Raw genomic sequence first — 25139 nt, 5'->3', positions numbered from 1 at the left:
AACCTATTGATTATTAGAAGGTAGAGAGCCAACTAATATCGTTTTTTGACTTCGTCGAACCTCGTTCCTCGGTTTCTAATCTTTAATCAAATCGACCAAAGGGAGATTCACAAACACTCCTATAAAAAATAATTACTTGGTGTTTGTAAACCACAACATTAGAAACCAAAAAATGCTTCAATCTTGCTGTATCAAGGCAAAAAAGAAGCATTTTTATGTACGATATTTCATCATTAATCTATTGATTATTAGAAGGTAGCGAGCCAACTAATATCGTTTTTTCTAATCTTTAATCAAACCACAACGATAACGGAACTTCCTTGAAACTTGTCAAAAATATCGTTTTTTCTAATCTTTAATCAAACCACAACTGGAGCCGGCTATGGAAGTTTTTTATAATTAATATCGTTTTTTCTAATCTTTAATCAAACCACAACACGGAAAGCTTTCCTGCTTCATCAGCTCTTAATATCGTTTTTTCTAATCTTTAATCAAACCACAACCTTTAAGGTTAATTGAGTATTGATAAATTAATATCGTTTTTTCTAATCTTTAATCAAACCACAACTTGGTAACGGCGTCCAGTTCGTACTGTTCCAATATCGTTTTTTCTAATCTTTAATCAAACCACAACGAAGTGAGCTATCGCCGAAACTCCGTTGTGGTTTGGTTGCTTATGATTATCCGTTAATGTCAAAGAACTCCCAGAAAATTAAATTTTATCAAACTTTCCAGTTGGCAATACTTTAAAATCAATGCCTTCTACAAATGCTGTAAATTGGCTATGATTCATTTTTCTTGTTGGCCTATTTTCTCCTAATTTAAAAACTCCATCGGGTTTATAATTATCTTTTTTTATTTCATCTGCTTTTCTTGCTTCTTTGAAATATTTTAACATTATAACACCATATTCGTCTATTTTACCTGAAGGTCTTACAATTCTTTGAATAGATAAACCTTCAATTATATAGATTCTCCCTTTAAAATCAATAACTTCTGAAATATCTTTTGGATTTTCCACTTCTTTGTCATAAAAGACAACTTGTTGACCTCGTTTTAAAACAACATCTCTATAATTACTTTTTGCTATTGGATATAAAACTTTTTTTCCTTTTACTTCTTTTTCTTTGTTAAGAGGATAAAAACCTTCTTTTTGCTTGATAAGTTTAGCTAAATTAAAATTATTAATTAATTCAAATTCTCTCTTACCATCTAATTCATAAATTGCCATGGCATAATTTTCATCATTCTGTCCATAGACTTTTTGTTTATGCTCTTTTCTGGATTTAGACAATAAACTTTGCTCTTTTATTTCTAAAGGATTTTTTACAGAATTGGCATAAATTCTTACTTTTTTTATAGGTACTTGTTTTTCTTTATTCAGCCAAACATCATCTACTAATTTATTTTTTTGCTGTGCATTAGAAGAAAGTAGTAAAATCTTATTTTCTATAGCTTCTTTTACTTTCTGCTTCACTGTTTCATCTACAATATTATCTACATCATTTGCTTTTAAACTTTCTAAATCCTTGCGGATTACGTATTTTATTTCTTCTTGATTTAAAGGATTTTTAATCGCTCCATAAATGCTATCTTGGTGTAATGAACCTCTTATGGTATCTCCTTGTTGTAATCTTGGTATTTTTTCTCCTTTTTCATTGAGTTTGTAAATAATTTTACCATTAGCATCTTTTTTTGCCATGGCTTTTCCATTTACATCTCTTTCTATTTCGGCTACGTATTGTTTTTTACCACGAACTCTCACAATCTTTTTAGATTGTTTTTTAACATTATCTAGAGTGAAATGAGAAACCAAAATTTCTTCTTCTATTTTTTCAATATCTTCTTTAAAAGTTTTCCAAGGTTTGGCTTCTGACATGAGAGTTTTTGCTTTTTGCTTATCTTGTTCATCTTCAGAAGTCCAAGCTTGTGCTAATACATCATATTTATCTTTGGTCATACAAGCTATGGTAATGGCATCAATAGTGTGATGTGTGTGCTTACTTCTGTCCTTTTCCTTATAATGTTTAAAACCATTTTCATCTATGTAACTTTCTTGTATTCCCCATTGCTTTCTGAACTCGGCAACCATACCCCCTTTTACGCTTTCTACTCTTTTGAAATAAGATTTTAGATACGCTTGTGCATATTTGGTAATAATTCCTGTGTCAGGAATCTGGCTGTTTTTAAAACCAACTTTTGGTTCTTCCCATATAAAACGGTCATATTTACCTTTTAGATAATCACGTTTTAAAGTAAGATAATGTCTTCTTCTTATATTTTTGTCTTTTGCTTCTTTGGTTGATGCTGATTTTATAGATTTTGAAATAGATTCAATTTGTCTTGTAAGGTCTTCCGCTTCTTTTTTCCAATGCTCAATGCGTGGCAATATCTCTTCATAGTTTGATAATTCAATTGGCATTTTCTGCTTTTTTATCTCTCTATTAAAACGCGGAGTACAAAGTGTTTTATTCATCAACGAATTATTTTGCGAAATACTTCTTGGTACAGTATGCTCTATGTCATATGCAGGATTACTTCCTATAATGTCACTAATTCTAATACTCTTACCTTGCTCATAAATTTCTTTTTTATCTTGTTCTATCCAAAGTTGATATCTAAGAACATCTTCTTCTGTAGGCTCAACCTCTTTTTTACATTCTTCGAAATAGAGTTTCTTTATTTCTTTAATAGCATCTTCTCTGAATTTTTTGTTCTCATTTTGATAATCCTGAATTCCCTTTCTTTTGTTGGCATCATTTAATTCACGAGCCATTTCTATGTGAATTCTAGTATTTTCATCAATCTGTTCTTCTAAAATTAACGTATTAAGAACTTTACGCAATTGATGTAAAGCTCTCATAGCCATAGGATTTTTAATTGATGTAGTGAGAGGACTTCCTAAAACCATTTTCTCATTTCCAAACTCATCTTTAATGATTTTCTTTTTGAAAATTTCAATATCAGAAGGATGATATAGTTTTTTAGTTTTATTTTTATCCGAACAATAAACCATACCATCTTTATTGTTTCCTAATAAAAATTGAATTACTTTTTCATCTAATCTTGGAACGGGTAAAAAACTTCTTGCTTTATCAAATTTTTTCAGTTCCTCTACATATTTTAGATAAGTATCATCTAGAAATGGTTGATTAAACTCAATATCATTATTCTTTTCAAAAATCTTAGCAATAGCATTATCAAATTCTGTTTTAAAAATATTTTTAGATTCTTCAGCATAATTCTCCCCTTCTGTTTTACTATTTTTAATTAGTCCGTTGATTATATTTATTACTTCTCTCTCAAAAACATCACTTTTAATTATTTTAGAAATTTCATTTTGTATGATAGTTCTTTCTTTTACATCTTTCCATATATGCTCATCTACCACTTTTTCTATATTCGCCATAAAAACAGCGTGAGAATATAATAAACCTTCTTTTATATATGGTAAAATTTTATTTATGGCGGATAAACTTAAGCTAGCAAAGTCTTTTTTCAACTTTATTTTACTGAATGTCTTTGCACTTTTATCTTCTAAGCCCAATTTTTCTTTTGCATATTCATACAAATAAATATCCGAAGTTGATGCAGATAAAAGATGCCATAAATCTCTATAGTCTACAGTTCTTATTACTTCTTTCTTTTCAGAATTTAATGTTTTATAAGTAAAAACTTTAGTCTGCCAATCCTCACCTATTGCGTTTTTAAGAGATGCTGAAAACTGGCAAGCAGAAACAGTATCGGTAGGTTTATAATTAAACCAATACAAAAATTCATTCTTTCTTGAAGATTTATAAAAGCCAAACGTTGCTCCTTTATCTATTAATTCTTTTGCTAAAACCTCAAAATTAAAATCGTTTTTTCTGTAAAATTTAGGGATTAACTTTAGCTTTTCTTCTTGGGTTAAAAATCGTAACTTTTTATCACTTTGAGTGCCAAACTTTATCGTATTAAGATAATTCCACATTCTGTATTCTTCAAAATCAGGATGAGAAATGGCACATCTTGATTTATTTTTTTCAAAAGAACATTTACCAATTAATCCTTTTTGTGATTTAAGAGGTCTTTGGAAGAAAATTGCTTTGTACAAATCTTTTGCTAAGCCGGTGAATTTTTTTTCTGGTAGAATCTCTTCATCATTAATCCCATTAATCCCCTGAACTTTACAAATAGTTATAAACTCTTGTAAATAATGCTCTTCTCTAGAGGTATATTGATTCCTTATTTTTCCCTTATTGTAAAGGCTATAAAAATATTGTCCTAATGTTTTAAAATTACCATCAAGCATTGCTTGAGAGATATCTTTTATTTTTCCTTTTACTTTACCTAAATCTTCTTTTTTATTGAGCCTTTTAATGATTTCATCCTTACATTTTTGAACATCATTCTCATTCTTTTTTATGATAGCGATTAAAGTATTATATAAAGATTTCAATTTCTTTTCTCCTTCATCTAATTCCTTTTTGAAATCCCCTTTTACCCCATCTAACAAGCCTAGATTAATGTAATAATCTCTTACTTCATTCAAAATAGTACTCGTTTCTTCTAAATCTTCAATTAAACTTTGTATCTGCGGATTATGTTCTTCTAAAACACCTTCTGATGACTGGTCTAATCTATTACTTAAAAAGCCTCTTCTTTGGGCAATATGATAAAAAGCTCGACCTAATTCCCACAAAGAAACTTTTGCTCTACTTGCTTTATCTCTAAAAAAATAAGGATTTACATTTTCATGATCATTTGTTCTTAACCACTGTAAAAATTCAGGAATTAATGGGTAGTCTTTAAACCCAGATTTTTTCCAAGCTTCTACATCTTCTATTTGTAAAGGACACATTCTATTTTTAGAAAGAACTTTTAAAGTTTCGTACTTTCTTAATTTTCTTCTATATTTTATTTTCCTTGCACTTCTGTAACCTGTACGTTCAGCAGCACGTGAACGCTCTATCCCTTTTTCTGTTTTAACTCCTTCAGAAAATATTCTAACGCCTTTATCTATTAAAGTAAAATCACTATTATTTTTTTCTACAATCGCCCACCCAATAGAGTTCGTTCCCAAGTCTAATCCTAGAATTTTTGCCATAAGTATTAGTTTTATTTTATGAATTTATAAAATTAGCAAAAAGAAAATTTTGCACAATACGGAAAACCATAATCTTTTACAATAAATTTTTATTTATATTTGTAGTATGATTAAAATTTCTAATCTTTAATCTTATCACAATAAGGCTATATGCCGTAGATGTAAAATCTATAGTCCTGCTTCGGTGGGACTTTTTTAATTGTCACATCCTTACTACACCCTTCCTCGATAATTGTAGGATAAAGGCAGGATAATTGCACCTCAGTTGCTGTTCATTTAGACATCACCCTCTCTTATTATCTCCAAAAAAAACACTCATTCACACTCCTTTTTTCCACTTTCCTTCGAGTCTTGTTCGAATCAAGTTCGAATTAGCTTCGGAAAAACGGTACTTTTTCCGAACAAAACTGCACTTTGACTGCCACTTGATTCAACCCAAACCCTAATCACAGTGAAATCCTCCCCCAAAAACTCATCATTAGGTCACGTCATTTATTTAGTGTACCTTTGTAGAATAATTTATAAAATAGGTTACTGCCTTTGCTATCTGTTACAGTTTAGAATATTTTTTTATTTCTTTTTCAGTTTTTGCTTTTTCAGCGTCCCTTTTTAGAATAACACCTCACAGATGCACATAACCCTGAAAGCAAAACAAGGCAAAATAACCTGGACGAAGTTCCCCTGATCCTTATGATATAAGCGCTCTGTTTATAAAATTAGCAGATTTCTTATAGCACGCAATACACCAATATTCATTGGTTTCATCATTCATTAAAAAACAAACAGAACATTATTTATGGCAGATTCTTTCTCAAAAAAAGAAAACTTTAAGAAAAAAATTCAAAAACAAAAAGAAAAAGCACAGCGCCGTGAAGAGCGTAAAGCGAACAACAACAAAGGAAAAGAACTAGAAGATATGTTTTCCTATGTAGATGAGTTCGGAAGAATTACAACTACTCCGCCAGAAAAAAGACAAGAGGTTTCTCTAGACGATATTCAATTAGGAGCTGCTCCTATTCCTGAAGAAGAAACTAGAAAGTCTGGAATCATCACTTTCTTAAGTGAAAAAGGTTACGGTTTCATCACCGAAGATCGTTCAAAAGAAAATGTGTTTTTCCACCAAAATAATGCAAGAGAAATCCTGAAAAAAGGGCACAAAGTATCTTTCGAGAAAGAAAGATCTGCGAAAGGATTTTCGGCAATCAACATTGAATTGGTAAAATAACGAGAAATCATCTTTGGAATACTATTTCAAAACTATTTCTCTTTACTCCATATATTGCGCAAAATCGCTATTACCCGTTAAGAAATAAGAAACTTAGGTTTACTGCTTCTTAATCCATTAACCAAGACATTGTAAAAAATGTCTATTTAAAACCCATTACTATGCAAGAAGGCACCGTAAAATTTTACAACGAAACAAAAGGTTTCGGATTTATTACTCCCAACAACGGAGGAGATGACATTTTTGTACATTCTTCTGGTTTAAGCACTAGAACAATTAAAGAAAATGACAAAGTTGTGTACCAAGTAACACAAGGACAAAAAGGATTAAACGCTATTCAAGTAAAATTAGCATAATCTCTTTTTGGTATTCTATATACACAAAAGCGACTTCTTAGGAAGTCGTTTTTTTTTTGTTTTTCTTTTTAAAAAACGTATTTCTCTTGATTTAGATTTTTCAAAAGGTAAAAATCAATAAATTTTATTCTATTGGTTTACAAATCTTTTAGGAGTTAGAGAAACAAGTCAACAAAATTCCTTATTTTTGCACATCTTAAAAAATCATTCACTATGTTTAATAGTCTTCAGGACAAGCTAGATAAAGCCTTACAAAACATTCAAGGCCGCGGAAAAATTACAGAAATTAACGTAGCAGAGACGGTAAAAGAAATTCGCCGTGCTCTAGTAGATGCCGATGTTAATTACAAAGTAGCCAAAGACCTTACCAAAAGAGTTCAAGACAAAGCACTGGGACAAAACGTGCTTACCTCTATTACTCCAGGGCAATTGATGACCAAGATTGTACATGATGAATTGGTAGAATTGATGGGTACTACTCAGGAAGGCATCAATCTTTCTGACAAACCTACCATTATTTTAATTGCCGGGTTACAAGGTTCTGGTAAAACTACTTTTTCTGGAAAACTCGCCAACTATTTAAAACAAAAAAGAAGCAAAAACCCTTTATTGGTTGCTTGTGATGTTTACAGACCTGCTGCAATAGACCAGTTAACGGTTCTTGCAGACCAAGTAGGCGTAACCATTTACAAAGAAATCGAAAATAAAAATCCTGTAGAAATTTCTCAAAACGCTATTCAGTTTGCTAAAGAAAACAAGCATGATGTAGTGATTATAGATACTGCAGGTCGTCTTGCCATAGATGAAGCTATGATGAACGAAATCAGAAACGTTCACCAAGCCGTAAAACCTACCGAAACCCTTTTCGTAGTAGATGCCATGACGGGACAAGATGCCGTAAATACAGCTCTTGCCTTTAACCATGTTTTAGATTATAACGGTGTAGTTCTAACCAAATTAGATGGTGATACCAGAGGTGGTGCTGCGCTTACTGTTCGTTCTGTAGTTCATAAGCCTATTAAGTTTATTTCTACTGGCGAAAAAATGGAAGCTCTAGACTTGTTCTACCCAGAAAGAATGGCAGACAGAATTCTAGGAATGGGAGACGTAGTTTCCTTAGTAGAAAGAGCTCAAGAACAATTTGACGAAGAAGAAGCTAAAAAACTTCATAAAAAAATCGCTAAAAATGAATTTGGTTTTGATGATTTCTTAACGCAGATTAACCAAATCAAAAAAATGGGTAACATGAAAGACTTAATGGGAATGTTACCAGGTGTAGGAAAAGCCATAAAAGATGTAGACATTAATGATGACGCTTTCAAACACATAGAAGCCATTATTTATTCTATGACTCCAGAAGAAAGGAGAAAACCTTCTGTGATTGACATGAACCGTAAAAAAAGAATTGCTAAAGGTGCTGGTAGAAAATTAGAAGATGTAAATGCACTGATGAAACAATTCGAACAGATGAGCAAAATGATGAAGATGATGCAAGGTCCTCAAGGAAAACAACTCATGCAAATGATGAGTAAAGGAATGCCTAATATGCCAGGAATGGGCGGCAAACTTTTCGGAAAATAGTCTTAAAAATATTTATATAAAAAAACGCTCCAAAAATTTCGGAGCGTTTTGTTTTTTTTGATTTTTAGAAAAATAAAGAAAAACCGATTAAGCCTTGAAAAGAACTTGGAGCTTTTTGATCATCTAATGTAATATTATATCTCAATTTTGGGGTAAGAGCAACATTAGGAGCAACGAACCAAGCATAACCACCTTCAACACCAAAATAGTTTATACTTTCATCTCCAGTACTGGCACCTGTAAAATCCGCAGCAAGAGGAAATTTACTATTAACATAATACTGAACTCCTACTCTATAAGTTGTAAGATTATCCTCACCAAAATCACCTAAACCTAAACCAGCCTTTACAGCAAGATTATCGGCAACAAAATAACCTCCTTCTGCTCCTACATTCCAAATTGTCTCTCCATCTACAGATGTCAAACTAAAAGCAGTACTCCCACCTAAATAATGTAAAGGTGACCCTGCATTAGTTTCTATAACCCATTTTCCTTTAGAAGTTGCTTCTGATGATTTTTGAGCATTCATAGCTCCGAAAAGTGCTAATGCACCAACTAAAAATAGTTTTTTCATAATTTATTAGTATTTAATTAACAGAAACAAAATTAAAAAAAATAACCTAAACCATCAAGAATTTTATGAATTATTTTCACTTTTTAGAAAAATTAATAAAAAAAAGCGAATTAAAATTCGCTTTTCTATCTATATTTTTTCTGTAAATATTTGTTATTCTTCTCTTTGTCTTTTTTCTTCGGCGTTGTAAGCCAAGATAATTTTTTTCACTACAGGGTGTCTTACCACATCTTCTTCGGTAAGATGTACAAAACCTATTTCATGAACTCCTTTTAGAATTCTCATCGCTTCTTTTAGCCCAGAATGTTGTTTTGGTGGCAAATCTACCTGACTTGGGTCTCCAGTGATAATGAATTTAGCATTCATGCCCATTCTCGTTAGAAACATTTTCATCTGAGAATGTGTGGTATTCTGCGCTTCATCTAGAATGACAAAAGCTTCATCTAACGTTCTTCCTCTCATAAAAGCTAGTGGCGCCACTTCTATCACTTTGCGCTCGATAAAACCTTCTAATTTTTCGTGAGGAATCATATCTCTCAACGCATCATACAACGGTTGTAAATAAGGATCGAGTTTTTCTTTCAAGTCGCCAGGTAAAAATCCCAAACTCTCCCCTGCTTCTACTGCAGGTCTGGTTAAAATAATTCTTTTGACTTCTTTATCTCTCAATGCTCTCACTGCCAATGCTACACTGGTATAAGTTTTCCCTGTTCCTGCAGGACCGATGGCGAAAACCATGTCTTTCTTTTCACTTTCTTTGACCAATTTTTTAAGGTTGGTGGTTTTCGCTTTGATGATTTTACCATTTACACCCTTTACAATGATATCTTGGTCAAAAACCAATTGTTTTTCCTCCTCACTTTTTATTTTGAGAATATTTTCTAAATCTTTGAGTCCAATAGAATTATTGGTGGAAATATAACTCACAATATCATCTAATTTCTGCTGGAGTACATCTAGCGTTTCTTGATTACCCATTGCAAAAATAAAATTGTCTCTCCCCGTAATTTTCAGCGTAGGAAAAGAAGATTTCAATAAATTAAAATATTGATTGTTAACACCATAAAACGTTTTAGTGTCTATTCCTGTGAGTTCGTAAGTGATTTCGTACAAATTGTTTATATTTTTAAAAATTTTATCTTACCAAAAATAAGCAATATCTTTGTTTTTTCAAATTTTTACTATTAAAAATGCCAATAATTACCCTTACATCAGATTATGGAAATCTAGACCACAGAGTTTCAGCCATTAAAGGCAGCATTCTCCAGCTTAATCCCGATGCTAGAATTATTGATATCACCCATGAAATTGGGGCTTATAATCTAATACAAACCGCTTATATTCTTAGAAATGCTTATGCGCATTTCCCTAAAGAGAGTGTACACATTGTTTCCGTGGACAGTTTTTTTCACAAAGACCGCAAAAATCTTTTAGTAAAAATGGATGGGCATTATTTCATTACAGCAGACAATGGATTGATGAGCCTCACTTTTTTTGACCAAAAACCAGAAGCCATTTATGAAATTACCATCAATAATCGTTTTGACGACGAAGTGAAATTTGCCAGTGTAGATATTTTCGTTCCCGTTGCAGCACATTTAACCAAAGGTGGTTTGCCAGAACTTATCGGTAGAAAAATTAAGGAATACAAGTGTACTACTTTTGCAAAACCTTATTTTAATGAACCTGAGAAAATGCTGATTGGCGAAGTGATGTACATTGACAATTTCGGGAATTGTGTAACCAACATCAGCAAATTAATTTTTGATAAAACAATGGTGAATTTCAACAATTTTGAGATTAACATTCGAAATATTTTACTGAAAAACATCAACCGTAAATACACAGACATCGTCACCGACTGGGAAAAAGAAAACGAATATCATGGCAAAGCTTCTGCTCTTTTTAATGGTCAAGATTTGCTGGAAATTACCATTTATAAAGGTACAAAAAACAATGGTGCCAATTCACTTTTTGGTTTAAAAGTGGGTGATAAGGTGTATATACAGTTTGAATGATGGATGTTGGATGTTAGATGTTGGATGTTAGATGTTAGATGATGGATGTTAGATGTTGGATGTTAGATGTTAGATGTTAGATGTTGGATGTTAGAAAAATTATAAATCGTAAATCGTAAATCGTAAATTACCATGACTTATTTAATCATAAAAGCGCTGCATATCATCTTTATGGTGAGTTATTTTGCGGGAATTTTTTATCTCGTAAGAATTTTTGTGTATTACAAAGACACTGATGCTTTCGAAAGTCCTAAAAAAGAAATTTTACGTGAGCAATATGTTTTTATGGCAAGAAGATTATGGAATATTATCACGGTTCCTGCGTTTGTTTTGATGACCATTTTTGGAACAATTTTAATTTTAATGAACCCTACACTTTTACAAATGTCTTGGTTTCAGTTGAAAATAGCCTTTCTCATAGGACTTTTCATCTACCATTATTGGTCTTGGAAAAAAGTATTAGAAATAAAAAACCTACAAAACGGTGAACTAAAAACCGCCAATCTCAAATTAAGACAAGCCAATGAAATTGCAACATTTCTTCTATTTTTAGTGGTTTTCACAGTAATTTTAAAATCTTTGACCATTGAAAATTGGTGGCAATTAATTACAGGATTTTTCGTTATTGTGTTTGTGATTATGATGACGGTAAAATTGGTGAATAAGAAAAAAAGTGAAAAGTAAATTCGCTACGCTGTGAAAAGTGAATTAAAAAATTAACGCAAAGCAATTCACTATAAAATAAATTGACTTGAGAAGCAAAAATTGACAAAAGTATGTTTGCAATATTTAAAAAAGAACTTTGGAGTTATTTCGGGAATTGGAGTGCATGGATTATCGTCGGTGCATTTTCTTTGATTTCTGCCTTATTTTTATTTTTTTTCGAGAATGATTTCAATATTTTAGAAATCGGAACAGCCAGTTTGCAGAGCTTTTTCACGCTTTCACCATGGTTGTTTTTGTTCATTATTCCAGCATTAGCCATGAAATCTTTTGCTGAAGAACAACAAAACGGAACATTGCAATGGCTTTTTTCTCAACCATTAAGCATTTCAGAAATCGTTTCTGGGAAGTTTTTCGCGGTATTTTTGGTTGGGATTTTATGTTTACTCCCTTCATTGGTTTACCTCTACTCTGTTTACGTTTTAGGCGTTCCCGCAGGAAATTTAGACTTAGGAGCTACATTGGGAAGCTATTTTGGGATTATTCTTCTCATTGCAGCATTTTCTGCGGTTGGGATTTTGGCAAGTTCACTTTCCTCGAATCAAATTATGGCTTATTTATTGGGCGTTTTCCTGAATTTCATTTTATACTTTGGGATAGAACAATTGGCCAATTTCAAGTTGTTGGGAGGCGCAGATTATTTGCTTCAAAATCTTGGTTTTTATCATCATTTTATTGCCTTTACAAGAGGTTTGATTGATACACAAGATGTATTTTACTTCTTGTTGGTGATTGGATTGAGTTTGTTTTTGGCAAAGGTTTTTGTGGAGAAGAAGAAATAGTTATTTAACCGCAAAAGCAACCAAAGAATTGATTGAAAAATAAAGCAAGCCAAAAGTAAAAAAAGAAAATTCTCCTTTTTTTTACTTTTGAAAAACTTAAAAAGCAACAAAAGCTTTTGTCTCTTTTGTGGTTTAAAATTTAAAATAAAAAATGAAACAAAATTTAAAATATATTATTCCAGCCATCATCCTATTTTTAGGGATTTTCGGGGTATTTTCTCATCGTTTTGATTTGACTAAAGAAAAGCGTTACACCCTTTCTGATGCTACGGTAGAAACGCTGAAGTCTGTAAAAGAACCACTGACTGTAGAAGTTTATCTGGAAGGTGATTTTCCTGCAAGTTTTAAGCAATTGCAGAACGAAACGCAGTTTCTTTTGGAAGAATTCAGAAAAATCAATCCGAAAATAGACTATAAATTCATAGATCCTATTGCGACCAAAATGTCTCAAGACACGCTTCAAGCAATGGGAATGCAACCTTCTATGTTGCCCGATATGAAAGACGGAAAAGTTTCTCAAATCGTGCTTTTTCCTTACGCAGCACTTAAATATAAAGGTTACGGAACTTCTATTTCGCTCATTACCAATCAAATGGGAATAGATGCAGCGGAACAGTTAACCAAATCCATTGAAAATCTGGAATTTAACTTCGCATCTACCATTAAATCTTTGGTGGCAGACCAAAAGAAAAACGTAGGTGTTTTGGTGAATCAAGATGAATTAAGAGTAGATGAATTCCGTAGTTTTATGGACATGACGCTCGAAAATTACAATGCTGGTCCTGTAATTCCTGTAAACAAAAAAGAGTTGACTTTAGAAGATCTTCCGAATTTAGAAAGAATGGATGCTTTGGTGATTGCAAAGCCTAGAAAAGCCTTTACTGATGGTGAAAAAGTGATTCTAGACCAATACATTATGAACGGAGGAAAAACACTTTGGATGATTGACGCCGTGAATGCAGAAATGGATACTTTGATGACCAAGAAAAAACTCATGGCTTATCCTATCGACATTAATATGACTGATTTTTTCTTTAATTATGGCGTGAGAATCAATGCGCCATTGATTAAAGATTTCCAAAAATCTGCTTTGATTAGATTGCAAGTTGGCGAAGTGGCAGGAAATCCTCAATACACCAACTTAATTTGGCCTTATTTTCCTTTGGGAATTAATGAAAACAACAATCCGATTACCAAAAACATCAATCCTGTAAAATTTGAATTCCCAACGGCTATTGATACGTTAGGAAGAAAAAATATCAAAACTCAAGTGCTTTACGAATCGAGTGAAAGAACCACTACTAAGTCGGTTCCTAATTATGTAGAACTATCAGAAATGGCGAATCTTGACAGTCTTTCTGTAATGGAAAAACCTACAACTCCTAAGATTTTTGCGGTGAGTTTAGAAGGTAAATTTACTTCTGCGTATGCGAATAGAAGTGAGAAAAACGGTTTCCCTAATTTTAAAAATGAAGTTGCTGGAAACAATAAAATGATTGTTATTTCTGATGGTGATGTTGGCCGAAATCAAATGATGAAAGGTCAAAACTTACCTTTGGGAGCAGATTTATTGACCGACCAACTTTACGGAAACGAACAATTTCTGAGAAATTGCTTAGATTGGCTTCTCGATGATTCTAATTTAATTGAATTAAGAAACAGAAATATAGAATCTCGCTTGCTTGACAGAAGAAGAATAGACGAAGAAAAAACAAACTGGCAATGGTTTAATTTATTGACACCTTTGGCAATTTTAGGAATTTTGGGTGGAGTTTTCTTCTGGTTGAGAAAGAAGAAATTTGGGCAATAGTTCTCAGAGATTACACAGATTTTCACGGAATTATTTCTCGCAAAATCGCAAAGATTTTTACGCAATGCTCGCAAAGATTTTATTTAACACAGAGTTCGTAGAGTTTTTTGTATAATAATTAAAAGTGAGCTTTGAAAAGCAAAGCGTCTCAAGAATCTTAATTTTGTGAACTTTGTGATGCCTTTGAGAACTTTGTGATAGTTTTTCACAAAAGTCGCAAAGATTTTTTTGAGATAAAACAAGACGCTTCGTTTAAAAAAAACGAAGCGTCTTTATATACTTTAAAAACTTAAAAACCATGTGAATACTTTGGGTACTTTCGCTTGGCTCTTTTTACTTTTTACTTGATTCTTTTACACATCTTTTATAAACTCCTCATATTCATAATACACCATTTCAAAAGCGGTCATTTTTTCGACAAAAAACTCGAAAATTTCTCGCCAAGTGTTTTTATTGTAGATGGAAACGCTATGTTTTTCTACCCAAAATCTGGAAATCACTTTTCCGTTTTCTAAGGTGTAGAATTCATCTTTATACACCTCGCATTTCAGTTCATCTTCTAAAATTCCTTCTAAAGACCAAAGCTTTTCATAATAAGCATTTCGGAAGATTTCATCTTTCATTTCTATGTCTATAGAAACCTCAGCTTTTTTGTTATCACAATAGAATTTAAAGGCGAAATCTTTGATTTTAGTATCATACAAAATCCATTTTCTCGGAAACGACTTCCCGAAACTGGTCCAAAATTCCTTTTTTATTTTAGCATCTTCTTCTTTGCTGAACATTTGATTGAGTTATGAGTTGGCGAAAATAGGGAAAAATTGCGAGTGTTTTTGTATATTTGGATTTAAGAATTACTTTATAAACCATGAAATCACTTTTATTAATGTTCAAAATCAAAAACGCTTGTAATAAGTGATTGCATTTGACCATTAAAAAATAATAATCAACAAATGAAATACGCAAATATCCGAGAAGAAGAAATTAAAATTAAAGTAAGAGACGACTTTTTCTCAGAATACGATTACAAAATTTTAGGAAATATAGATTTCTGCATTACTCCGAAAAATAAAAACCCAAAACAAACTCAATTATTTGATGATATAAATTTACTTTGGGCAGAAGCTAAAACTGGTGATTATGATGTGATTGCTATGTTTGCACAATTAATTCTAACCATTGGTAAAGCTAAAACTTTTGACAAAACTTTACCTCCTGCTTTTTTAGGAGCTTTTGATGGCAAAAAGATTGCTTTTATTCCTTATAACGCTGTATTAAACATTTTTTCGCTCAATGATTTTAACTGGAATGTTACCAGTAGCAATCAAAACACCAAAGAATTTGCAATTATTAGAGAACATGTACAAAAATCTTTAGACAAAAATGATTATTTGTATGATTTTCTAAAAGATGAAAAAGAACTCAAGTTTTTCATTAAAAATAATCTTGCAAAGGCTACAGAATCTGGTAAAATTCTAATTAATAAAAACAATTTTGTCCCTATCTATTTACGCTGGGTAGAACAAGTAAAACCTTATATAGATTTTAATTGGGAAGATGGTAAAAAACAAAACATTTTAGACAATAGTTTTTTTTTAGCAGATTTATTTGTAGATGACAAAGGAACTCCTGTAATAGAAGATGATACGCCAATTTCTGAAAATCTTTTTGTAGTTTTCAGAAACGGGCATTATGAAATTGCCAAAGAAAATCTGAAATCTTTGTTTAATGCTACCATTCCTTTCAAGGATAAAAAACCTTACGAACAATTTTGGAAAAAATACAAAAGACCGCCTCTTGAAGAATTTCAGAATTATATTTTAGAAAGAAAAGATTTACTCGTTCCGCAAGATATTAGAGAGAGAAAAGGTGCTTTTTTTACACCAAGAATTTGGGTGGAACTGTCGCAGAAATACATTGCTGAAGTTTTGGGAGAAGATTGGCAAGAAGAATATTATGTTTGGGACTGCGCTGCAGGAACTGGAAATTTATTGGCTGGGCTTACTAATAAATACCACATTTTTGCTTCTACACTAGACCAATCTGATGTAAATGCAATGCACGAACGTATAGAAAACGGCGCTATATTATTGCATGATTATGTATTTCAGTTTGATTTTTTGAATGACGAATTTCTGCCAAAATCTAAAGGCGGAAAATTACCCGATGATTTGTACAACATTATTACAGACGAAGAAAAACGCAAGAAATTGGTGGTGTATATAAATCCTCCTTATGCGGAAGCAGGAAATGTAAAAGAAAGAATTGGAACTGGTAAAAGTAAACCAAAAACTTCTACAGATAATAAAACTTATATAAAATATAAAAACATTTTAGGTAAGGCAAGTAAAGAATTATTTACTCAATTTTTAATAAGAATATATCAAGAAATCCCTACTTGTAAGATTGCAAATTTTTCAACTTTGAAAAATTTGCAATCTTCTAACTTCTTGGATTTCCGAGAAGTATTTCGAGCGAAGCTCGAAAAAATTTTTGAAGTTCCCGCCGATTCTTTTGATAATGTAAAAGGTCAGTTTCCAATTGGTTTCTTTTTTTGGAATTTAGAAATAAAAGAAAAATTCAATTATATTTTTTCTGATTTATATGAAAGAAATGGAGATTTTTTCAAAAATAAAAATATATATTCATATGACGATATTAAAGGAAAAATTAATCAATGGCTAAATATCTATAAAATAAAGAAAGAAAAAAAATTTATTGGTGTTTTAATGGGTGATGCTCCAGATTTTCAAAACAATAATGTAATTTCAATACAAAATTTAGAAGGAACTCGTCATGGAATTTATTTCAAAATTAATGAAGATAATTTAAATATTTCTTCTATTTATTATGCTGTTAGAAAATCCATTAATCCAACTTGGTATAATGACCGAGACCAATTTCTTTTTCCAAATGATGGTTGGAAAACCGACATAGAATTCCAAAATGATTGCCTTGCTTTTACCTTGTTTTCTAATAATATACAATCACAATTTGGAACCAACCACTGGATTCCATTTACCGAAGCAGAAGTAAACGCTAGAAGTAAATTTGAAAGCAATTTTATGACAGATTTTATCAATGGAAAAGTTAAAATAGAAAATCAAAATGTAGATTTATTTTCACAAAAAGAAACCCTTTCAGAGTTTGAAACTCTGAAAGGGTTGTCTACAAAATTGCAATTTTCAGAAGAAGCTAAACTTGTTTTTGATGCGGGTAGAAATCTTTGGAAATATTATCACACTCAAGAATTCCCCTCTTTCAGAGGGGTGGATTCCAACGCAGTTGGAAGACGGGGTGTTTATAACGTAAATGCTAGTTTGTATGACATTAGAGAACATTTCCAAGGACGCAACGAAAAAGGAAAGATGAACAATAAAAGTGGTGATGAAACGTATATGAAACTCATTGCAGAACTACGTTCTGCTCTAAAAATTCTAGCCAAAAAAATAGAACCAAAAGTGTATGAATATGGTTTCTTAAAAGAATAAGACTTAAATTTTTAATTACATTTGTAATATGGAAAGAGATATAAGATGGATTCAGCGTTTTTCTAATTATAAAAAAGCGCTAGAAAAACTTCAGCAATCAATAGAATACATTAGAGAAGATTATCAAAATGAGGAAGATAATTTAGATGAAGTATTAAATGAAATGATGAAAGAAGGATTAATCCAACGTTTTGAATATACTCATGAGTTAGCATGGAACGTAATGAAGGATTATGCCTATTATCAAGGAAATACAGAAATAGGAGGCTCTAGAGATGCAACCAGAGAAGCATTTAAAATGAATTTAATCAAAAATGGGCATCTTTGGATGGAAATGATACAGAACAGAAATAGAACTTCTCACACGTATGACAAAGAAACCGCAGAAGAAATCTATGCCGCAATCATTAATCAATATTATGATGCATTTGAAGATTTTAAGAAAACAATGCAAGAAAAATTAGATCAAAATAAACAAATAGATTTGTTTTAATGATGAAATTTGGACTTTTAGATACCGAAATTGAAAATATTCATAAAATTTTTTCTCAAAATCAAGAGATAGAAAAAGTTATTATTTTTGGTTCACGAGCCAAAGGAAATTACCGTAATAACTCTGATATAGATTTGGTGATTTTTGGTAACATAAATCTTAGAATTTTAAATCAAATCAATATTGAATTAGATAATTTATTATTACCTTATACTTTTGATTTATTGATTTATAAAAACATTGAAAATGAAGAAGTAAAAGAACATATTAAGAGATGTGGCATCATATTTTATAAAAAATAAAAACTTTTTCACAAAAAACTAATTACCATGAAAAACCTCATCATTATTGCCTTATTTTTTAGTCAACTTCTTAATGCTCAAAATTTTTACAAGAAAATTTCAGATAAAAACATCAATACAGAAAGACAAACCATTGCCAAAAATTTTATTCAAGAGTTTCTCAATAAATGTGAAAATAAAAACTTTACCTCTTTTGAGAGATTCAATGTTGCGAAGAAATTTGAGATGTTTTTAGAGGAAAAGTTAAGTTATATCTGTCAAAAAAACGAAACCGATTTAGGAAAAATAGAATTGCAAGATTTTAATTCTGCTTATATCCATAAAACTTCATTGACAACAGATCCTGTGGAATTATATGTTTTCAACACCAAAACGGAAAAGAATCCTGATATTCAATTTTTAAGCGTTTGGATTTACCAAGACCGAAACTATATTAGTGGATTGGTCATTACCAAAGTAAAACCATTTAATCTTAATAAAAGAAACTAAAAAAGCGGATTTTTTAAACTCCAATTCTATTGATAAACTTCTCTTTTTTAAATAGTAAAAAACTCTCGCAGATTGTGCAGATTAAGCAGATTTTATTTTTAATCATCTGTTAAATCGGTTAAATCAGCAAGAGAAAAATTTAAGTTTAGGCTAAAGCCAAAGGAATTTTCAAAACAAAAAAGCGGACTATAGAAAAACATAGCGTTCTTACTGAACGCATTTTATTGTTTCTGATTTTCTACACACATTACGTTCCTACGGAACGGTAAATATTGAAAACTCTTTCAAATTTAGCAAATTATAATAATCAGCAAAATCTGCTCAATTTGCGAGAGAAAAATTTAAGTTTAGGCTAAAGCCAAAGGAATTTTCAAAACAAAAAAGCGGACTATAGAAAAACATAGCGTTCTTACTGAACGCATTTTATTGTTTCTGATTTTCTACACACATTACGTTCCTACGGAACGGTAAATATTGAAAACTCTTTCAAATTTAGCAAATTATAATAATCAGCAAAATCTGCACAATTTGCGAGAGGAAAATTTAAGTTTAGGCTAAAGCCAAAGAATTTTTTAAAACAAAAAAGCGGACTAAAGTCCGCTTTCATTGATTTTTATATTTTACATCAGAATGAATTCCGATGCTTATGTATCGTTCGTTGCTCCGCAACTTTCTTAAAGAATCTAAATTTTTAAGAAATAACGCCTAATTCTTTACCTACTTTTTCGAAAGCAGCAATGGCTTTATCTAAATGTTCACGGGTATGTCCCGCAGAAAGCTGAACTCTAATTCTTGCTTTTCCTTTCGGTACAACTGGGTAGAAGAAACCGATGACATAAACGCCGTTTTCCATCATTTTTTCTGCAAAAGTTTGCGCTAATTTCGCATCATATAACATTACCGGAACAATCGCCGCATCACCATCAGGAATATCAAAACCTTTGGCTTTCATTTCCGTACGGAAATATTCTGCGTTTTCCATGACTTTATCACGATATGAAGTGTCTTTAGAAAGCATTTCTAGAACTTTCAAAGCTGCTCCTACAATTCCTGGAGCTAGAGAATTTGAGAATAAATACGGACGCGAACGCTGACGAAGCATGTCGATAATTTCTTTTTTACCAGAAGTAAAACCTCCCAAAGCGCCACCCAAAGCTTTTCCTAAGGTAGAAGTAATAATATCTACTCTTCCCATCACTTCATTGGCTTCATGTGTTCCACGACCTGTTTTACCAATGAAACCTGTTGCGTGAGAATCATCAACCATTACCAACGCATCATATTTCTCTGCTAAATCGCAAACACCTTTTAAATCTGCTACGATTCCGTCCATTGAGAAAACTCCATCTGTTACGATGATTTTGAAACGGTGATTTTGTTTAGAAGCTTCAATAAGTTGTGCTTCTAAATCTTCCATATTATTATTTTTATATCTGTATCTCGCTGCTTTACAAAGACGAACTCCATCAATAATAGAAGCGTGGTTCAACTCGTCTGAAATAATAGCATCTTCTTCTGTAAAAAGCGGTTCAAATACCCCACCATTTGCATCAAAAGCTGCTGCGTACAAAATGGTATCTTCGGTTCCTAAAAATTCAGAAATTTTCGCTTCTAATTCTTTATGAATATCCTGAGTTCCGCAGATAAAACGTACCGATGACATTCCGTAACCGTGAGAAGCAATCATGTCTTGAGATGCTTTCATCACTTCTGGGTGATTAGAAAGTCCCAAATAATTATTGGCACAGAAATTCAATAATGATTTTCCATTGGCTACAATTTCTGCAGACTGCTGAGACGTAATAATTCTTTCACGCTTGTACAATCCGTCGTTTTCGATATTTTCTAGCTCGTTTTGTAAGTGTTTAAGGTATTTTTCTGAAATCATTTTTTAGATTTTTTGATTTTCACAAATGTAATAAAAAAAGCCCTCATAAAAGAAGGCTTTCAATATATTCTAAGTGTTGGTTTCTTTGAAATTTTAAGATTTTTCATTCCTTCAAAATCCTAAAGGATGGGAAAAATCTTCATATTTACTACAAATCAATCACAGGTTCCAGTAATTGTTCCATTCTGGCTTTTATTTGGTCTACTGAACCTAAATAACCATTGATTAACAAAGAAAAAGAAAGAATTCTTCCGTCTCTAGTTTTAATGTAACCTGCCAAACATTTTACCCCATTGAGTGTTCCTGTTTTGGCGAAAATTTGACCGTAATTGTTACCAGATTTAAACATTCTTCTCAGTGTTCCTGTTTCTCCTGCTATAGGCAAAGATTTAAGGAAATCGTCATAATATTTCTCTTTCATTACCTCTGCCAAAAACTTCACCTGAGAAATCGGTTTTACTTTATTTGCTCTTGACAAACCACTTCCATCCGCTAAAACTAATCCATCAAAATCATATCTTTTTTCTTCTAAATGTCTCACGATGGTTTCTCGTCCCGATTCTAAAGAAACATTTCCTGTTTTGTAAAAACCTACCGTTTTCAACAGAGATTCTGCTAAAGCATTATCACTTTTTTGGTTGGTAAAGTAAATAATATCCACCATTGTAGGCGAAGAATATTTCGCTAAAAACTGTCTTTCTTCAGGATTTGGGTCAGTCACTCTATTGATGACTTTTCCAGAAATAGGAATTCTATTTTTAATCAAACTCGCTCTAAGATTATTGGCCAATAAAGCTGGAGCTGCAGGAATCGTCGTAATTAAATTATTGGCTTCAAATTTTTCGGTGAAAGCCATTTTATGCATGTAAGGAGAAACGTAAAAATATCTTTTTGAAGTGTCAAAAACCGATTTTGCTTTTACTGCAATTCTCTCGTTTTTTGGGTTGATGTTATTGGTATTTCCTACTGGTAAATAGTAATTGTTATGCTCTAGCCAAACTATTTTTTCGGGCAATTCTAATCTTACATCTTGAAAAACAGCAGTTTGCACTACAATATCTCCATTGATTTTTTTAATTCCTGCTTCAGAAATTTTAGCTAAATAATCGCTGATAATTTGAGAATAAGACCACGCTCCTGCTTTTCCTGTACCCATTGAAGGATCACCACTGCCAATCACGAAAAGATTTCCGTTAAGCGTTCCCGTTTCGTCAATGGTTCCAGAATATTCTAATTGAGTAATCCATTTGAATCTTCCTCCCAAAAGTGACATGGAAGCATCGGTAGAAAGCAATTTGGTAGTAGAAGCCGGAATCAAAGGTTTGTCTTCATTATAACCGGTGATGACTTCTTTCTTTTTGGTATCGTAGACTACAAAACCCCAAGTTGCATTGCGCAAAAGAGGGTCTTTTTTCATTTTTTCTATATTTTCTTCTAATTGTTCTTTAGGAGAAAGCACAGGTTTTTCTATTCCAGCACTTCCTATTCCACTTTTTTCGGTATATATATTAGAAGAAACTGATGAAGTTTGGGCAATAACTGCGGTTTGCAAAAGCACAGTTGCAGCAATAGCTATTCTTTTCAATTCTCTCATTTTAGACTTTATAATAATCAGATTTTCAATATTCTAACGGGACAAATTTATAAATTATTGCCATTTCCTATTCTTCTTGTATAGCTAAAACTGTCCCAAGAATTGTTAAAATTTGTTAAAAATCAACAAACGTATCTATTTTAATGCTTTTATAAGCGGTAATTTCTTGAAATTCCTCTAAAGATTTCAGCAAGTAATCCTTGTATTCTTGGTACTTTTTGCCTCTTGGTAATTTGAGCAAAATTTGATACTGATATAAGAGATTTATTTTACCAATCGGTGCTTTTTCTGGTCCTAAAATACATGGCAAAGGCAAATATTTTTGCAAAACCGAACTTAAAAACTGAGAAGCTCTCTGCAATTTTTCTTCTTTTCTATGTTTGAGCTCTATTAAAACCAATTTCACAAAAGGTGGATACAAAAATTGCTCTCTTTCTTTGAGGAAATGCTCATAAATTTTGGCAGAATTTTCTTCTTTAATCAATTCAAAGAGTGGATGATAAGGATTATAAGTCTGGATATAAATTTTACCTTTCCCAGAGTTTCTCCCTGCTCTTCCCGAAACCTGCGTAATCAATTGATAGGCTCTTTCTTCCGCTCTGAAATCCTGAACATACAACAGTGCATCTGCTTTAGGAATAGCCACCAATTCTATATTATCAAAATCCAAACCTTTAGAAATCATTTGTGTTCCTACCACGATTTCGGCTTCGCCAGATTCTATTTTTTCGTAGAGTTTTTCGTAGGCAAATTTCTTACGCATACTGTCTACATCCATTCTCTCTACTTGTGCTTCCTTAAAAATTTTCTGCGTTTCTTCTTCAATCTGTTCTATACCAATTCCACGAGTATTGAGATTTGTACTTTGACATTTCGGACAAATTTTAGGTTTTTGCGCTTTGTGACCACAGTAATGGCATTTCAGCTCATTGGTAGATTTATGATAGGTCATCACCACATCACAATTGCTGCAATAAGTAACATGACCGCAACTTTCGCATTCTACCACGTTTGCGTATCCTCTTCTGTTGTGCAGAATGATGGTTTGCTTTTTATGTTCTAAATTTTCAGAAATTTTATCAATTAAATACTGGGAAAAATGACCTACTGAAAGCTTCGATTCTTGCGCTTCTTTGAAATTGATGATTTCATATTTTGGCAAAGCCACTTCGCCAAATCTTTCTCCTAAGAAAACATATTTTAACTTACCATTTTTGGCGGCGTAATAACTTTCTACGGATGGCGTTGCAGAACCCAAAATCGCTTTCGCTTGATAATAATTTGCCAAAACCAAAGCGGCATCTTTTGCATTAAAAAACGGTTTTACTTCACGAGGTTTGTAAGCAGCATCATGCTCTTCATCAATGATGATTAAGCCTAAATTCTGAAACGGTAGAAACAGCGAACTTCTGGTTCCGATGAGGATTTTAATCTCATTATTCTTCACTTTTCGCCAAACTTCTACTTTTTCGAAATCTGTGAGTTTTTGATGATAAAAACCGAGTTGTTTTCCGTATTTTTTTTCTAATCTTTGGATTATTTGTTTGGTCAAAGCAATTTCAGGAAGCAGAAACAGCACATTTTTTCCATTAGCTATGGTTTCTTCTATTTTTTCCAGATACAAATGTGTTTTCCCTGAACTGGTAACGCCATGAAGCAAGACATTTTTTCCTTCACAGAAACCTTCATTGATTTCTGTCAAAGCTTTTTCTTGAACTTCTGAAAGTTTTTCCAGATTTTCTATTTCTCCTTCATACGTTTCGATTCTATCTTTCTGAAGATAATATTCCTGTACCAAATTTTTCTCCACCAAACCTCTTAAATGCGAAGCATTGAAAACTCCATTTTCAAAAAATTGAGACTTTCGCAGCGGTTGATTTTGTGTTTGTTGAACCTCCAAAATCGTTAAAAACAAATCTTTTTGTTTTTTGGCTTTGGTTAAACTTTGCAGAATTTCTGACAGATTGCCGAGAATATTTTCATCAATTTTAAGATAAGCTACTTCTTTGGCTTTGTATTTTTCGTAGATTTTTTCGTCTATTAAAATCAGCTGTTCGTCGATGAGCGCTTTTACTGTTTTTACGATTTCTTTTTTAGGAATAAACGCTTCTATTTCAGACAAACTGACGAGGCTTTTCACTTCCAGAGCCTGCAACAAGTAGATTTCATTGGCGTCTAGAACTTCCCAATTTATTTCTTCATTCGGATTTCGTTTCAGATAGGTTTCACTTTCTAATTTTAAAGAACTTGGAAACGCAAAACGATAGATTTCGCCAATATTACAGAGATAATATTCCGAAAGCCAATTCCAGAATTTTAATTGTTGTTTTGGAACAATAGGTTCTGCATCTAGCAATGAATGAATGTCTTTTGGCAAAAAAGTTTCAGGTTCATTATGATGAATTTCTGCAACAATTCCTGTATAAATTTTCTTTCCTCCAAAAGGAACCAAAACACGCATTCCTACTTCGATTTTCGACAAAAATTCTTCGGAAACTTTGTAGGTAAAAGTTCCTTTGAGATTAAGCGGTAAAATAATTTGTGCGAAAGTCAATGCGGCGATGTGTTGATTTGACGATTTGATGATGATTTTTACAAAAATACGGATTTTAGAATTGATTTTTCACGCAAAGTCGCAAAGTTTTTACGCAAAGAACGCGAAGTTTCCTTTAATTTAAATTTAATAAATGAATTAAGAGAATTAAGTTTTAGCTAAAGCTGATAACC

The 25139-nt window shown here is 32.1% G+C and carries 18 protein-coding genes and 1 CRISPR repeat array; of the genes, 11 read left to right on the top strand and 7 right to left on the bottom strand.

Going from position 1 to position 25139, the window contains the following annotated elements:
- Positions 1–269: 269 nt before the first annotated feature.
- Positions 270–634: direct repeats of the CRISPR family, unit length 36 nt; unit sequence AATATCGTTTTTTCTAATCTTTAATCAAACCACAAC.
- A 78-nt stretch (positions 635–712) separates the two neighbouring features.
- On the bottom strand, positions 713–5086 hold the full coding sequence (gene cas9 / locus EB819_RS03000; protein WP_069797278.1) for a type II CRISPR RNA-guided endonuclease Cas9: 4374 nt from the start codon (positions 5084–5086) through the stop codon (positions 713–715).
- Between the two features lie 796 nt (positions 5087–5882).
- Here cas9 and EB819_RS02995 point away from each other — a divergent pair.
- From EB819_RS02995 to ffh, 3 genes are all read left to right on the top strand, one after another.
- On the top strand, positions 5883–6311 hold the full coding sequence (locus EB819_RS02995) for a cold-shock protein (protein ID WP_069797279.1): 429 nt from the start codon (positions 5883–5885) through the stop codon (positions 6309–6311).
- A 161-nt stretch (positions 6312–6472) separates the two neighbouring features.
- Complete coding sequence (locus EB819_RS02990) at positions 6473–6667, top strand: cold-shock protein (protein WP_069797280.1); 195 nt, start codon at positions 6473–6475, stop codon at positions 6665–6667.
- A 213-nt stretch (positions 6668–6880) separates the two neighbouring features.
- Positions 6881–8248, top strand: coding sequence for a signal recognition particle protein (gene ffh, locus EB819_RS02985; protein ID WP_069797281.1), 1368 nt, complete (start codon positions 6881–6883; stop codon positions 8246–8248).
- A 64-nt stretch (positions 8249–8312) separates the two neighbouring features.
- Here ffh and EB819_RS02980 read toward each other — a convergent pair whose 3' ends face one another.
- A complete protein-coding gene (locus EB819_RS02980; protein WP_069797282.1) occupies positions 8313–8822 on the bottom strand; it encodes a hypothetical protein in 510 nt (169 codons plus the stop codon).
- A 153-nt stretch (positions 8823–8975) separates the two neighbouring features.
- On the bottom strand, positions 8976–9935 hold the full coding sequence (locus EB819_RS02975) for a PhoH family protein (RefSeq protein ID WP_069797283.1): 960 nt from the start codon (positions 9933–9935) through the stop codon (positions 8976–8978).
- A 77-nt stretch (positions 9936–10012) separates the two neighbouring features.
- Between EB819_RS02975 and EB819_RS02970 the strand changes: the two genes are divergently transcribed.
- From EB819_RS02970 to gldG, 4 genes are all read left to right on the top strand, one after another.
- Positions 10013–10840 (top strand): SAM hydrolase/SAM-dependent halogenase family protein, encoded by an 828-nt coding sequence (locus EB819_RS02970; RefSeq protein ID WP_069797284.1) that lies wholly within the window; start codon positions 10013–10015, stop codon positions 10838–10840.
- 132 nt (positions 10841–10972) lie between these two features.
- Positions 10973–11524: a CopD family protein gene (locus EB819_RS02965; RefSeq protein ID WP_069797285.1), complete on the top strand. Its 552-nt coding sequence runs from the start codon at positions 10973–10975 to the stop codon at positions 11522–11524.
- Between the two features lie 92 nt (positions 11525–11616).
- Positions 11617–12345, top strand: a complete 729-nt coding sequence (locus EB819_RS02960) for an ABC transporter permease (RefSeq protein ID WP_069797286.1) — start codon at positions 11617–11619, stop codon at positions 12343–12345.
- Positions 12346–12496: 151 nt separating this feature from the next.
- Positions 12497–14155: a gliding motility-associated ABC transporter substrate-binding protein GldG gene (gene gldG, locus EB819_RS02955; protein WP_069797287.1), complete on the top strand. Its 1659-nt coding sequence runs from the start codon at positions 12497–12499 to the stop codon at positions 14153–14155.
- 353 nt (positions 14156–14508) lie between these two features.
- Here the strand turns inward: gldG and EB819_RS02950 are convergent, their stop codons facing one another.
- The gene (locus tag EB819_RS02950) at positions 14509–14940 is read right to left on the bottom strand and encodes a DUF4268 domain-containing protein (RefSeq protein WP_069797288.1); all 432 of its coding nucleotides are present in this window, start codon (positions 14938–14940) and stop codon (positions 14509–14511) included.
- A 168-nt stretch (positions 14941–15108) separates the two neighbouring features.
- On the opposite strand from EB819_RS02950, the gene EB819_RS02945 reads away from it, so the two are divergent.
- From EB819_RS02945 to EB819_RS02930, 4 genes are read left to right on the top strand one after another with little or no spacing between them, the layout of a single operon-like run.
- The gene (locus EB819_RS02945; RefSeq protein ID WP_069797289.1) at positions 15109–17646 is read left to right on the top strand and encodes a hypothetical protein; all 2538 of its coding nucleotides are present in this window, start codon (positions 15109–15111) and stop codon (positions 17644–17646) included.
- A 28-nt stretch (positions 17647–17674) separates the two neighbouring features.
- Positions 17675–18139, top strand: a complete 465-nt coding sequence (locus tag EB819_RS02940) for a nucleotidyltransferase substrate binding protein (RefSeq protein WP_069797290.1) — start codon at positions 17675–17677, stop codon at positions 18137–18139.
- Positions 18139–18441, top strand: a complete 303-nt coding sequence (locus tag EB819_RS02935; protein ID WP_069797291.1) for a nucleotidyltransferase domain-containing protein — start codon at positions 18139–18141, stop codon at positions 18439–18441. The genes EB819_RS02940 and EB819_RS02935 overlap by 1 nt, the downstream gene beginning before the upstream one ends.
- 27 nt (positions 18442–18468) lie before the next feature.
- On the top strand, positions 18469–18930 hold the full coding sequence (locus tag EB819_RS02930; protein WP_069797292.1) for a hypothetical protein: 462 nt from the start codon (positions 18469–18471) through the stop codon (positions 18928–18930).
- 691 nt (positions 18931–19621) lie between these two features.
- On the opposite strand, the gene kbl is transcribed toward EB819_RS02930, so the two are convergent.
- The 3 genes from kbl to priA all read right to left on the bottom strand — a co-directional run bounded on the left by kbl (position 19622) and on the right by priA (position 24966).
- On the bottom strand, positions 19622–20818 hold the full coding sequence (gene kbl, locus EB819_RS02925; RefSeq protein WP_069797293.1) for a glycine C-acetyltransferase: 1197 nt from the start codon (positions 20816–20818) through the stop codon (positions 19622–19624).
- 148 nt (positions 20819–20966) lie between these two features.
- Complete coding sequence (dacB, locus tag EB819_RS02920) at positions 20967–22412, bottom strand: D-alanyl-D-alanine carboxypeptidase/D-alanyl-D-alanine endopeptidase (RefSeq protein WP_069797294.1); 1446 nt, start codon at positions 22410–22412, stop codon at positions 20967–20969.
- A 115-nt stretch (positions 22413–22527) separates the two neighbouring features.
- Positions 22528–24966, bottom strand: coding sequence for a replication restart helicase PriA (priA, locus tag EB819_RS02915; protein WP_069797296.1), 2439 nt, complete (start codon positions 24964–24966; stop codon positions 22528–22530).
- Positions 24967–25139: the final 173 nt, after the last annotated feature.

The sequence above is a fragment of the Cloacibacterium normanense genome, from assembly GCF_003860565.1.
GTDB classification, from domain to species: Bacteria; Bacteroidota; Bacteroidia; order Flavobacteriales; family Weeksellaceae; genus Cloacibacterium; species Cloacibacterium normanense.
The sequence above is the reverse complement of the archived record's forward strand: the minus strand, read 5'-3'. Positions and strand labels throughout refer to the sequence as shown.